The organism is Kocuria sp. KH4, from assembly GCF_053711175.1.
The window spans coordinates 22,204-34,472 of sequence record NZ_JBSJYX010000016.1; the positions used below are offsets into that span (position 1 = coordinate 22,204).

The 12,269-nt window shown below is 63.1% G+C and carries 11 protein-coding genes and 2 pseudogenes; 10 read left to right on the plus strand and 3 right to left on the minus strand.

Annotated elements, in window-relative coordinates; translation table 11 throughout:
• Positions 1-199 precede the first annotated feature (199 nt).
• From ACWCOM_RS12180 to ACWCOM_RS12205, 6 genes and pseudogenes are all read left to right on the plus strand, one after another.
• Positions 200-595, plus strand: a complete 396-nt coding sequence (locus ACWCOM_RS12180; RefSeq protein ID WP_152683244.1) for a hypothetical protein — start codon at positions 200-202, stop codon at positions 593-595.
• A gap of 151 nt (positions 596-746) precedes the next feature.
• Positions 747-977, plus strand: a complete 231-nt coding sequence (locus tag ACWCOM_RS12185) for a histone-like nucleoid-structuring protein Lsr2 (protein ID WP_454549009.1) — start codon at positions 747-749, stop codon at positions 975-977.
• A 9-nt stretch (positions 978-986) separates the two neighbouring features.
• Positions 987-1,058: pseudogene (locus ACWCOM_RS12190) on the plus strand (Lsr2 family DNA-binding protein); the annotation flags it as partial.
• 605 nt (positions 1,059-1,663) lie between these two features.
• Complete coding sequence (locus tag ACWCOM_RS12195; RefSeq protein ID WP_047801739.1) at positions 1,664-2,617, plus strand: L-lactate dehydrogenase; 954 nt, start codon at positions 1,664-1,666, stop codon at positions 2,615-2,617.
• A 147-nt stretch (positions 2,618-2,764) separates the two neighbouring features.
• The gene (locus ACWCOM_RS12200) at positions 2,765-4,381 is read left to right on the plus strand and encodes an L-lactate permease (protein ID WP_454549010.1); all 1,617 of its coding nucleotides are present in this window, start codon (positions 2,765-2,767) and stop codon (positions 4,379-4,381) included.
• Between the two features lie 78 nt (positions 4,382-4,459).
• A complete protein-coding gene (locus ACWCOM_RS12205; RefSeq protein WP_454549011.1) occupies positions 4,460-4,606 on the plus strand; it encodes a universal stress protein in 147 nt (48 codons plus the stop codon).
• A 19-nt stretch (positions 4,607-4,625) separates the two neighbouring features.
• Here the strand turns inward: ACWCOM_RS12205 and ACWCOM_RS12210 are convergent.
• Together ACWCOM_RS12210 and ACWCOM_RS12215 are read right to left on the minus strand one after the other, a co-directional pair.
• Positions 4,626-5,774 (minus strand): annotated as a pseudogene (locus tag ACWCOM_RS12210) (IS3 family transposase).
• Positions 5,775-5,817: 43 nt separating this feature from the next.
• Positions 5,818-6,090, minus strand: coding sequence for a hypothetical protein (locus tag ACWCOM_RS12215; protein ID WP_454549012.1), 273 nt, complete (start codon positions 6,088-6,090; stop codon positions 5,818-5,820).
• A gap of 246 nt (positions 6,091-6,336) precedes the next feature.
• Here ACWCOM_RS12215 and ACWCOM_RS12220 point away from each other — a divergent pair, with 246 nt between their 5' ends.
• Both ACWCOM_RS12220 and ACWCOM_RS12225 read left to right on the plus strand, forming a co-directional pair.
• Positions 6,337-7,056, plus strand: coding sequence for an adenylate/guanylate cyclase domain-containing protein (locus ACWCOM_RS12220; RefSeq protein ID WP_454549013.1), 720 nt, complete (start codon positions 6,337-6,339; stop codon positions 7,054-7,056).
• Positions 7,056-7,547: a Pycsar system effector family protein gene (locus ACWCOM_RS12225; protein WP_454549014.1), complete on the plus strand. Its 492-nt coding sequence runs from the start codon at positions 7,056-7,058 to the stop codon at positions 7,545-7,547. The genes ACWCOM_RS12220 and ACWCOM_RS12225 overlap by 1 nt, the downstream gene beginning before the upstream one ends.
• Positions 7,548-7,724: 177 nt before the next feature.
• Here ACWCOM_RS12225 and ACWCOM_RS12230 read toward each other — a convergent pair whose 3' ends face one another.
• A complete protein-coding gene (locus tag ACWCOM_RS12230; RefSeq protein ID WP_454549015.1) occupies positions 7,725-8,879 on the minus strand; it encodes a competence protein CoiA family protein in 1,155 nt (384 codons plus the stop codon).
• A 496-nt stretch (positions 8,880-9,375) separates the two neighbouring features.
• On the opposite strand from ACWCOM_RS12230, the gene ACWCOM_RS12235 reads away from it, so the two are divergent.
• Positions 9,376-11,298, plus strand: coding sequence for an HIRAN domain-containing protein (locus ACWCOM_RS12235; protein ID WP_454549016.1), 1,923 nt, complete (start codon positions 9,376-9,378; stop codon positions 11,296-11,298).
• 459 nt (positions 11,299-11,757) lie between these two features.
• Positions 11,758-12,087, plus strand: coding sequence for a histone-like nucleoid-structuring protein Lsr2 (locus tag ACWCOM_RS12240; RefSeq protein WP_454549017.1), 330 nt, complete (start codon positions 11,758-11,760; stop codon positions 12,085-12,087).
• Positions 12,088-12,269 lie beyond the last annotated feature (182 nt).

Sequence of the window (12,269 nt, forward strand, 5' to 3'; positions counted from 1 at the left end):
CGGAATACTCCACCCACACTCACCCGTGAAGGCCCCAAAACTCCCTCTGCCAACAAATGGCGGCGTCTCGCAACTCAAACCCCTCATAACCCATGCCTTCTAAGACGCCGTGACGCACGGCTGCAATGCGTGTGCAGCTATACGCTGCAATGAATACAATTCATATTGTGCTTTGCATCCGTTGACTACGGGAAGAATTATGGGCTTCAAGGTGTTTGACAAGAGGATGACCCCGCTGGCCAAGGCGCCCAGCGTGACGATCCAGAAGCGCGGCGTGATCTCGCTGAACAAGGCCGCCCACCACCTCGTGAACAACGCCGAAACCGTGGAACTGCTCCACGACCGCGAACGGCAGGTCATGGCCCTACGCGCCGCCGATGACTCCTCACCCCACACCCACGCGGTGCGCAACAGCTCCAAGCGCGGCCCCGGACAGGCCATTGTCTCCGCGACTGCCTTCACCGCCCATACGGGATCGACACCACCGTTACAAGGCGGTGGAAGCCTTTTGTGGAGAACACCATGCTCTGCGTGGATTTATCCGCACAAGGTACGGTTATCACCGGTAACCGCACCAAGAGCACGGCATTGGTAGATTCTGCTGGCGAGAATGATTCCTCAGTCGAAGATTCTGTAATTGACTCACTGGCCACAGATAATTCCGGACCTGCTGAGTGACACACCGGCACCGCCGCTTCCCCGCTCGGTAAAGGAAAGGAATGTATCTGATAGCTCGGAAGGTTAAAGTGCACCTTGAGGACGACCTCGACGGTGGCCCCGCCGAGCACACCGTGACTTTCGCCCTAGACCGCAAGGACTACGAGATCGACCTCTCCGACGACAACGCGCAGAAACTGCGCGAGGTGCTGCATCCCTATGCCGCTGCCAGTCGCAAGACCACCCGCATCACTGGGGCCCGTGGCGCCTGGGGCCGCTCCACGAGCAGCGACCTGGACTCGGCGAAGATCCGGGCCTGAGCGAAGGAGAACGGCCACCCGGTCTCCAACGGCGGACGCATTCACCAGTTCGTCAAAGACGCCTACTACGCGGCTCACTGACCTCTCTGCCGATAGATACTCTCCCTTCCGCCGCTACACCACGGTCCATGCGCATGTAGCCCTGGGTCCAATGGATGTCAGGCAAGTCCTACAAAGGCTGCAGGGATGGAGGACAAATCAAACCTCGAGGGGCAAGGCCCCGCAATCGATCCAGGGTACAGGGCCTTGCCCCTGGCCATGATCAGGAAGACCTGGCCGCAGGTTGAATGCTCTCTGGCTCCTGTGTCGCTGTCACGGTCCAGGTCGAGACCGTAGCCCGGTGGACTGACGGAGATCGACGCGCCCAAACCACGTGGGCGGTGGAGCAGTTGCCCATCAGAGCCGGAGCGGCCAGTACAGGATCCGGAGACGGAAGCGTCGGCGCCGCCGGAGCAGAAACTGCTGCGCTTGGAGCAAATGGTGCGGGGGCCGAACCGATGGACTCATACCCGACATCGGACCCAAGTATAAATGAGGACATGAACACAAGTTAAAGGAGTGTTGATTATACCTAGAGGTGATTTTCCAGTGAATTAATTGTGACCGATCTCATGGCCTGCAACGTTAAGGTTCCGACAGATTGAAGGGATTTCCGCACCTTCCTCGTCCAGGGATATTATTCAGGTATGAGGAATATGCGGAACTCGAAACTAACAGTCGTCGGAGCTGGAAGTGTAGGGACCAGCATCGCCTATGCCGCCCTGATCCGAGGATCCGCCCGACATGTCGCTCTTTACGACATCGCCACTGAAAAAGTTGAGGCTGAGGTGCTCGACCTTGCGCACGGGACCCAGTTCACCGGCGCGAGCGACATCACCGGCGGATCCGATCTGTCGGTGGTCGAGGGGTCTCAGGTGGTCGTGGTCACCGCAGGCGCCAAGCAGAAGCCGGGACAGTCGCGCACCGAACTCGCCTCGGTCAACGCCGACATCATCTCCGGGATGATGCCTGATCTGCTCAAAGTCGCCCCCGATGCCGTCTACGTCCTGGTGACCAATCCCTGCGATGTGCTCACGGTGCTCGCGGCAGAGGCCTCGGGCCTGCCGCGGAACCGGATCTTCTCCTCCGGCACGGTGCTCGACACCTCGCGGCTGCGGTGGAAGCTGGCCCAGCGCGTCGGGGTGAACACCAGCAGCATTCATGCCTTCATCGTGGGCGAGCACGGGGACACGGAGTTCCCTCTGTGGTCGGAAGCCAGGATCGGCCCCGTCCCGATCCTGGACTGGGAGACAGAGGACCACCCCCGCCTGACCGTCGAGGAACTGGACCACATCGCCACCGACGTCCGTGATGCCGCTTATAAGGTGATCAAGGGCAAAGGGGCGACGAACAACGCGATCGGCCTGTCCAGCGCCCGCATCGTCGAAGCAGTCCTGCAGGATGAGAAGGCGGTGCTGCCTGTGAGCACGGTCTTGGAGGACTTTCACGGCATCGACGGAATAGCGCTGTCGGTTCCCTCCGTCGTGGGTTCCACCGGAGCCACGCCGATTCCGAACACGCCGTTCTCGCAGGAGGAGCTTCAGCTCCTTCATCGCTCCTCCGACGCCCTGGCCGGCGTCTTGGACTCGCTGCGCAACTGACCGGCCGTCACCGGACCCATCGCTCGACTCGTCGTTCCGCCTGTTACGACGGTGAATCATCTCCGCCCTTTTCCCGGCACACCCCTGTCGCAGTGCCCTGGCAGGAAGGCGGCCTGCAAAGATATGAAAGCTTGAGGAAGTGCCCTGATGTGGACCCAGACGACTGATCCCTTAGGCCTCTTGTGGCTGTCAGCCTTCGTAGCAGCACTCCCGATCGTGACATTCTTGCTGTGCCTAGTCGTGTTCAAGATGACGGGCATCAAAGCAGCAGGGATCGCTCTCCTTTTGGAAGTGATTGTGGCCCTGTGGGTCTTCGGGATGCCGGCACCGTCCGTGGCCGGGGCAGGGTTGCTGGGGCTGCTGAGCGCCATCTGGCCCATCGCCTACATCATCGTGATGTCGGTGTGGCTCTACAAACTGGCGGTCGCCAGCGGACGATTCGACGTGATCCGTTCTTCGATCGCGCAGATTTCAGCGGATCAACGGATCCAGGTTCTGCTGATCAGCTTTTCCTTCGGGGCGTTCCTGGAAGGAGTGGCAGGTTTCGGTGTTCCGATCGCCATCTGCGCCGCCATGCTGGTGCAATTAGGATTCCGGCCGCTCAAAGCCGCGATGGTGAGCCTCGTGGCCAATTTCGCCGCCGGGGCCTACGGTGCTGTCGGCATCCCGGTGATCGTCGGCGCGCAGGTCGGCGGGGTGGACGTGATGGAGCTCTCCCGCGATCTGGTTCTCATCCTGCAACCACTGACCTTTCTCATCCCCTTCCTGCTGGTGGTCATCCTCGACGGCTGGCGTGGACTGCGGGAAACGTGGCCGGCGACCGTGGCGCTGACCACAGTGTTCTCACTCAGCCAGGCCGGCATCCTGATCTTCCTCGGACCCGAGCTCGCCGCTATTGTGCCGGGCCTGCTGGGCATGGTGACGCTGGCAGCTCTGGGGCGGGTGTGGCGGCCTCGGCGGATCTTCCGCGAGAACGGCGTCGAGGCGTCCTCCGTGGAGGGGCACACCCCGGGTGAGGTCGTCGCTGCGTGGAGCCCGTTCTACATCCTCACGGCGTTCGTCTTCGTGTGGAGCACCCCGTACTTCAAGGGGTTCTTCCTTCCCGGAGGCGCGTTGGACTGGTCCGTGCTTACCCTGCCCATTCCGGGTGTGACCGAGCAGATCACCACGGCCGGCGGCGCCGTCGTTGCAAGCACGTGGAGCTGGACCCCAATCAATGCGACCGGCACCGCGCTTCTGCTGGCAGTGCTCGCGACCTACCTCACCACGTCGAGGATCACCGGATCGATGTTCCTCGGACAGTTGCAACGCACGGTCCGTGAGCTGTGGCAGGCACTGGTGCTGATCGGTGTGATCCTGGTTCTGGCGAACATCGCCAACCTGTCCGGAGGCTCAGCAAGCATCGGCAACGCTCTGTCGGCGGCCGGGCCCCTGTTCCCCCTGTTCGCGCCCATCATCGGGTGGGTCGGAGTGTTCCTCACCGGATCGGTCGTGAACAACAACACCCTGTTCGCTCAGCTGCAAGCAACAACAGCCAGTGAGATCGGCGTCGGTTCAACGCTGTTAGTGGCCGCCAACACGGCCGGGGGTACCGCCGCCAAGGTCATCTCTCCCCAGTCGATCGCGATCGCAGCCGGCGCCGTCGGACTCTCCGGGCGGGAGAGCGAAATCCTCCGGGCCTCGATCATCTACAGCGCCGGCCTGCTGGCTTTCATCAGCATGTGGACCCTGGTGCTGTCACTGACAGGAATCTCCCTCCACTGAGGCCGACACCAGGCCCCGGCCTGGTCGATACGAGAGCCCAGGACAAGAGCTTAAGACGACGAAAGGAAAGCAATAGTGATGGTAGAGCAAGCAAAGCAAATCGTAGTGGGCTACGACGGGTCCGAGTTCAGTGACCGCGCCCTGGACTGGGCCATCCGCGAAGCCGGGGCCTTGTCGATGGAAGTGAAGGTAGTGGTGTCCCGGGACTGCCCCGACTTTCCTTGACTCTCGGGGTTGATGGTTTTCAGGCGGCTCGGAGGCGTTGATTGATGGTCTCAAACTCGACCGGCGTGAGGCGACCGAGACGGCGTTGCCTGCGCCGGCGGTGATAGGTCTTCTCGATCCAGGTCACGATCGACAGCCGCAGGTCCTCCCGGGTGGACCAGCGTTGCCGGTCCAGGACGTTCTTCTGGAGTAGGGCGAAGAACGATTCCATGGCGGCGTTGTCGCCACATGCCCCGACCCGCCCCATGGAGCCCACGAGGCCATGGTGGGCGAGCTCGTGCACGAACTTCCGGGCGCGAAATTGACTACCCCTATCCGAATGAACCACGCATCCGGTCACCGTGCCTCGGCGGGCCACCGCGCTGCGCAGGGCTGTGACCGCCAGGGACGCCTGCATCCTCGAGTCGAGGGAGTAGCCGACGATGCGGTTGGAGTAGACGTCCTTGATCGCGCAGAGGTACAGCTTCCCCTCATCGGTGCGATGCTCGGTCAAATCGGTCAGCCACAGCCGGTTGGGCGCGGTGGCGGTGAAATCCCGCTCCACCAGGTCGTCGTGGACCGGTGGACCGGGCCGGCGATTCAAGCCCCGCTTCTTGGAGTGGACGCTGAAGAGGCGCTGGGCCGAGCACAGGCGCTGGACACGGTTCTCCCCAGCCGTGATGCCGTGATCGGGCAGCTCGTCGGCGATGAACCGGTAGCCGAAGGCGGGGTCGTCGGCGTGGATGGCCATCGCGGCGTTGATCAGATGAGCGTCATCCCAGTCCCGGGCGGTGACGGGCTTGGCCCGCCACTCATAAAAGGACTGCTTGGAGAAACCCAGCACCCGGCAGGTCACCGCCACGGGAACCCCGTCAGCGGCCAGATCGAGGACCAGCGGGTATGTCATTTTGGGGGCAGCTCGTTAGGCGTTGAACGCCGCGGCCCGGCGCAGGATCTCGTTCTCCTGCTCGAGCAGCCGGTTGCGCCGTTTCAGCGCCCGCAACTCCTCCGACTCGGCCGTCGTCACGCCGGGACGGACGCCGTCGTCGACATCGGCTTTGCGCAACCAGTTATGGAGCGTGGCTTCTGAAAGCCCGAAGTCGCGGGCAATCTGGGACAGCGGAGCCTCGTGCTTACGGGCCACCGCCACCACGTCGCGGCGGAACTCCTCGGGGTAGGGCTTGGGCACAGGTTCATCCTCACTGTGAGGAGAGATCCTCACAAGTCATGAGTCAGGTGAACCGGGGGCAGTCCCGCTTCTTCTCAGTCGTGGCCTTGGGTTCGAAGGTGAAGGGTGTGGCCGGCTTGTCCTGGTAGCCAAGGATCATGATGAAAAAGTCGGAGTTGTAAGCCTGCTCGCGACTCGTCTCCTTGTCGGCCTTCAGGGACCCATGGTGGTAGTCCTGGTGCCAACCACGGACGATCTCCAGCTTGTTCTGGATCTCCTCCGTGCTGACTTCCTCAGCGAGAGCCTCAAGTTTGCGTTTGCCAAATAAGCTAGCCACCCGAGGGATTCTAAGTGATGGCCTCCTATTTGCCTGGGATGGCCACGCTTGAACCAGCGCTTCAAGTTCGACGTCTATGTCCAGGTGACTCACTACCCTCTTGTTCGCGGGATGCGCCTATGTCCCTCCCAGTGGGGACGGCGTCAGCCTCTCAGACTAGGGCATCTCAGCACCGCGGTCACCGTGTCCGTTGCCGTCGCTACAGTAGAAGTAAATGCAAAATACCGAGCATCGGAGGATGCGATAGTGACGCGCAAGGACGACTACAAATCGCAACTTTTAGATCTTTTGTATACCGACTTCGACGTAAGGGTAGGCCGATCGGTTCCGACCACTGACACCGTCACTCTTAAGAACGGCGGCGTCTATCTGGACGCGGTTTACCTCTACGCCGATATGGCGGACTCCAGCGGCATGGCCCGCCGATTCACACCCGAGGTGGCCGCCAAAATTGCTCGTGCATACCTTGCCACAGTCACTAGAACCCTGCGCTATCACGGCGGTGAGATTCGCAGTTTTGATGGCGACCGAGTGATGGCCATCTTCGTAGGGGGCAATGCGGCCGACAAAGCCGTGAGAGCTGCGCTTGAAATCAAGTGGCTGGTAGATAAGGTGGTCCACAGTGAATTGCGGATATGGCTTGATGATTACCGCAATGGAAGTTGGGTGATCAGCCACAGGACCGGCATCGACATCGGTGAGGCTTTTATCGTTCGTGGAGGTGTCCGCAATAATAGTGACCTCGTGTCCATTGGTGACGCCCCCAACATAGCGGCGAAGCTCAGCGACTTGAAAGGCGCCCGCACATGGATCACCAATAGAGTATGGGACGCGGCCGACTACGACAGCTGCTTCTCAGGATATGGCAGCGACGCCAAAAGCATGTGGAGCGGAACGGAAATCAAAGACGTCGGCGGCCGATCGACATCGGTGCGGTACTCCAACTGGGGATGGATCGTGAACTGATGACCACTCCAACCGAACACGCCTGGCAAATCCACTCCACTCAGATGGACTGGACCGGCAAAGTGGATGCCAAGGCGAGCTTCGCTCTGGCACTCGACTCGGCTGCCATCGCTGCACTCGTAGCGCTGTCTGGGGAGAACATGGTCTTTGCCGACCTCAGGTTCAGCTGGGTGTGGTTCCTCTACTGGGCGAGCGTGATCCTCCTGACCGCGGGTGGCATCGCTGCCCTGCTAGCCGTGGTGCCCTCACTGCGCAAGAAGAAGCTGGAAGAAGAGAAGGACGCCAACTTCATCTACTTCGGCCACGTCAGGCATTGGCACGCAGAGAACCTGGAAATAGCTCTTCGGCACAACGATCCCCTGCCGGTCTTGTCTCGGCAGATAGTCAACATGGCCGACATCTTGTGGAAGAAGCACATCAAGGTAGCTTTGTCGCTTAGCTTCGTGGGAGCCGGCATCTTGGCGATGCTCGGCACAGCGCTGTTCGCTTGATCCGCGCCGACTACCGTTCCACTACGGAGTTGACGGTGCGCTTCGTCTTGCACCGCTCGTAGCCGAGCACGACGAAGTAGGCCTCCAAGCCGATCGGGACTGCCGCATGAACAGGCCAACCTGTCACCTATCGGTGCGGCAGTCCCTGCCCTCGAAGACGGGCCGGGCGGATCACTGTCAGAGCCAAGCGCCCCCGAACATCTTTCTGATCATCTGCTGAGGTGTGATACCCACGGAGACGGACACAGAGGCGCTCGAGGAGCCTGCGGTGTCGTGTTCCTGGGAGAAGGTGCGGGCGGCCCAGGCGCTGGGGGCCAGTTCTTCCGGCACCCGCCGCCGTCTGGGGTTGCCGATCTGGAGCGGGGTTCTGACCCCGGTCAGCACCTTGGCCAGCTCGTACCTGCTGTCTCCGTCGCCCCATCGTCGTTCCTCCGCATCACCCAACAGGTAGTTGTCCCCGAGCACCGCCTTGCATCCGGGACAGGAGAAGGCCATGTACTTCTTGCCTGTCGCCTTGGTGAAGGAAAGCCGTAGCAGTGCCAAGGGCAACCCGACAGGCCGCATCCTCTCCTCCACGATGTGCCTCACCCACGGCAAGTTCTCGGGCTTGTCCTCTTCCCACTGCACAAACGGCAACCACAAACACCGCCACATGACGCACTCCCTGTGACACTTCCAGCAGGAGTACGGGTACATCATCAGCTCCCCGACCTTCTCGTCCACGAACCACTGATCGAGGATCGCGGTCACCAACTCCGCGATGGTCAGCTGCTTGGGCCCCACCTGCGCGATGAACTCCTCGTTGTCCTGGAACCGGTCCATCGCCAGTGGGACTATGGGCAGTTCCCGGCGCAGGCCGGCGGCCTTGTTCATGTCGTGACGGGTGATCCACCAGCACTCGATGCCAGCCTCCGTGTACCGCTGCTGTCGCTGCTGATACTCCTCGAGGGATTGCTGGGACCACTGCGCCTCGATGACGACTCGGCGGTCGCCCTTGGTCATCATTGTGTCCGCCACCCACTGGCCACCCGGCGCCGGGACCTCGACATCGACCTCCCAGCCCATGGACAGCGCCTGCTCCGCGACCAGCTTTTTGAGCATGCGGTGCTGCCAGCTCTCAGAGTCCGTCTCACCCTCCGGCTTGGTCGCGGAACGATGAACGAAGTGCCGCAGCCCTCGGGAGGAAGGGCGCCCGAAGCACGGGACACCTGTGATCGGCATGACCAGCCGGCTCTGGTCCTCCTTGGACGCAGCGTGGCACTCCGACCACTCCTCATCGGTCATGAGGAAGGAGACGACCTCCCGGCCGTCGAGCATCGCTTTGAAAGGCATGAGGACCGCCTACCGGATCAGACCGTGGAAAGCGGTGACGCACTCCAGAACTCGGCACTGCCGAACGGCCGCTCCACGCAACCGACGCACTGACCCTCGCGCCCCGCCCGCCCTTCGGCCACGGGCATCCGACTCCCCTGACATCCCGCCTCCGCCTCACCCGCCATGTGTATGTGCAAAGGTAAACTACCCGCCTCACACGGTAAGGATGAATCAGCAACAACAGCGGTCAGCGTGTCCAAAGCAGTCGCCACGGGAGATAAGAACTGACCAACAGGCCAGGTATCACCACACCCCGTTTATCAAACAGTCCCTTCGAACGTCCGAGGTCTCCCCTGCCACCAGACATATGCTTCTGTGAAGGGGGTCCCCTGTCCTCCTCCCCTTCCTGGAGGACTTGCCAAGGGCGGCAGCGGGGGGATCCTGGGAGAGGACGGCTATTTCCATGGTGGGCAAGGTCTTCACGGTTCCGGCGACTGGCGAATTGGTCGACGCCGTGGGCGAGAGGAACTATCAGAAGGCGCTGTTGCGCCACTTCCGGCCCGTGCCCGGAGCGGGGCCGCTGCTTCAGGACTGCACGTTCGAGCTGGTGCCCGAGCCGGACAACCCCTACGACGACACCGCGGTGTCCATCCGCCGCAATGACGACGTGCTCGGCTACCTGCCGGCCGAGGTGGCCGAGGACTACTTCCCCGCACTGGCCACGGTCGCAGCGAAGGGACAGCTGATTCTGGCCTCGGGCACGGTGTGGGCCAAGCGGTCGGCCTACGACAGCGGTATCGGGGTGAACCTTCGGGTCAACCTTCCATCGGTCCGGGCCCTGGCCGCGGTCGCCGGTGGGCGGGCCAAGAAGTCAGTGAAGCTGCCGCGCACCTACCAGCGGAAGAACCCCACCTACCGCAAGGGTCTGCACGCCGGCGCCGACCAGCCCATCGTCGGCACCGAGAACAGCCGTCCTATGAGAACCCCGGCCGCCTACCCCGCTCGGCCGTCCTACGAGACCGTGCTACCGACCCACGTCCGCGACGCCCAGGCCATCCTGGGCGAGACCGTGCCCGCCTCGACGTTCCCGCTCCTGCCGGCCAAGTCGACGCGCCTTCAGATGTGGCGTCCCCGGCCGGAGGCGGTGGAGAAGCTGTTCACACCGGTCCTGGGGGACAAGATCACCTCCGAGGAGCTGGTCTTCGAGCTCGTGACCGAACCGGACAACCCGCACCAGTCCGGGGCGATCTCCGTGCGGCTGAAGGGCGAAGTTCTCGGTTACCTGTCCGAGCAGGACACCACCCGCTACGCCCCCGCGCTTAATCGCATCCAGGCCAGCGGCCAGCCGGTGGTCCTGCCCGGGGCCCTGACGGTGGACAAGTGGCAGTCCAGCCTGGGCCCCGCCCTGGACATCACCGTCAAGCTCGCCCTGCCGGCCCCGGAGCACCTCGTCCCCTTGAACGCCGGACACGTGCACGGGGTGGTGCTGCCCTCCGGCACCACCCTGCAGGTGGTCGGGGAAGAGGATCACTTCGACCACCTGTTCAACTACGTCCCGCCCAGCGGGGAAGGCCCCCTGCTGCTGGAGCTACGCCGCGGCACCCAGCAGCTGCGCACCGGCGGCACCAAGGACACTGTGCGGGTCTACCTCGACGGCGAGGAGGTCGGCGGTCTCACCCCGGCCAGCAGTGCCCACTTCGCCCCCACGCTGCGCCACCTGGAGGACTTCGACCAGCCCGCCCTGGTGTGGGGCCGGATCCAAGGCTCCGCGCTGAAAGCGGCCTTGACCCTCCAGGCCGCCAAAGCCCACGAGATCCCCGACGCCTGGCTGCAACACCCCCCGCAGGTCGACTACACCCTCGCCCCCGAGAACGACCGCTACGCCCTGCCCGACGCCTACGTGCCCACGCCTGAGGAGCAGGTCGAACAGCGCCGCCGGGAGCAGGCAGAGACTGAGCGGCTACGTCGGGAGCAGGAAGAGGCTGAAAAGCGCCGCAGGGAGGACCAGGAGGTCCAGCGGCGCCAGCAAGAAGCCGCGAGGCTACCGGCGCCGGCACCTACACCCCCAACTCCGGGCTGGACGCCGAATTCCGCTGAGCCCCAGGCTGCGCCGGCCCACAACACCACAAGCTCCGCCCCGGGCGTCGACTACAGTCCGGCTGCATCGGCCGCGGCGCAGTACGCGGGACCCGCACCGTCGGCCCCGCCCGCTGCACCGAAAAGGCCTGGAATCATCTCGCTCATCCTCATGTGGCTGGGCTTCGTGGGAGCACTGGCAGTGTTTGCTGAGCCGATTAGCGGACTCGTCTGGCTCGCCCTCGGCATTTTCACCTGGAAATGGCGCAAGAAGCGGCGTCAGGCGTTCCGGGCTTACCAGACTGTCCAAGGAACGCCAGCCCCATACGGCTCCTCCACGGGAATGCCCACCCACAGATAAGGCCGCTACTGTTGAGCGCGCTCCTGATCGCCGCTTTATTGGCTGGACCACGATCGATAAGCCTCGGTCGCTCCCTCGCTGTGCCGTGAATCCGGTACCGCGCCGTCCACCGCGGCACCTTGACGGGCATTGCTGTCGAGATGCGCAGAGAACTAAACGGTGCGCGGGTGAGGTGGAAGGCGATGCAGTACCGATGGAACATTCAGCACCGACCCATCTCACCCTTCTCGAGGGGCTGTTTCCGGTGATGGCCCTGCAGTCCTCCCAGTACCTCCGAAAGCACTTAGAGAATATTCAGCTCTTCCCGATAGGGTAAATCGGTGCCCGAAAGCGCTCACCATAGTTGGCTCCCCCTCAACTTGCCCCGGAAGCGTGCGGGAAAGTGGGTCGGTGCCAGAGTTTCGGACCGTGGGCGCATTCGGGTGCAGGACAAGACGAGATCAATTGAAAGGTGTTGTGATGGCCCAGAGCGTGCAGATCATTCTGGAGGACGACCTCGAGGGAGGTCCTGCTGATGAGACCGTCCAGTTCGGTCTGGACGGCCGGCAGTACGAGATCGACCTCTCCACCGCCAATGCGGAGAAGCTGCGGGGTGCCCTGCGCCCCTACGCCGCCGCTGGCCGGCGGGCCCAGTCCAAGTCCACCCGGGCCACCGGGCCCCGTTCCTCCTCCGGTGGTAACCCGGAGACGGCGAAGATCCGGGCATGGGCGAAGGAGAACGGTTACGAGGTCTCAGACCGCGGCCGGATCCACCAGTCCGTCAAGGACGCCTACCACGCCGCCCAGTAGATTCCCACTCCCCCACCCGGATACCTCCTCGGGCCTGTCCGGGTGCTCCGCGACAGCGGGGTCTGATGCCGGCGGCCACGGCCGCGGCATCACCGGGGAACGTCTCGGGGCAAGGCTCGAGCACGAGAGCCTCCACCGTGGCCCCTCCGCACGATCAGCAGCCGGTGACAGGCTGACGACCC

Coding starts and splice junctions, on each gene's coding strand:
- ACWCOM_RS12180 (WP_152683244.1), top strand. CDS start 200: ATGGGCTTCAAGGTGTTTGACAAGAGGATGACCCCGCTGGCCAAGGCG.
- ACWCOM_RS12195 (WP_047801739.1), top strand. CDS start 1,664: ATGAGGAATATGCGGAACTCGAAACTAACAGTCGTCGGAGCTGGAAGT.
- ACWCOM_RS12200 (WP_454549010.1), top strand. CDS start 2,765: ATGTGGACCCAGACGACTGATCCCTTAGGCCTCTTGTGGCTGTCAGCC.
- ACWCOM_RS12205 (WP_454549011.1), top strand. CDS start 4,460: ATGGTAGAGCAAGCAAAGCAAATCGTAGTGGGCTACGACGGGTCCGAG.
- ACWCOM_RS12225 (WP_454549014.1), top strand. CDS start 7,056: ATGACCACTCCAACCGAACACGCCTGGCAAATCCACTCCACTCAGATG.
- ACWCOM_RS12230 (WP_454549015.1), bottom strand. CDS start 8,879: ATGCCTTTCAAAGCGATGCTCGACGGCCGGGAGGTCGTCTCCTTCCTC.
- ACWCOM_RS12240 (WP_454549017.1), top strand. CDS start 11,758: ATGGCCCAGAGCGTGCAGATCATTCTGGAGGACGACCTCGAGGGAGGT.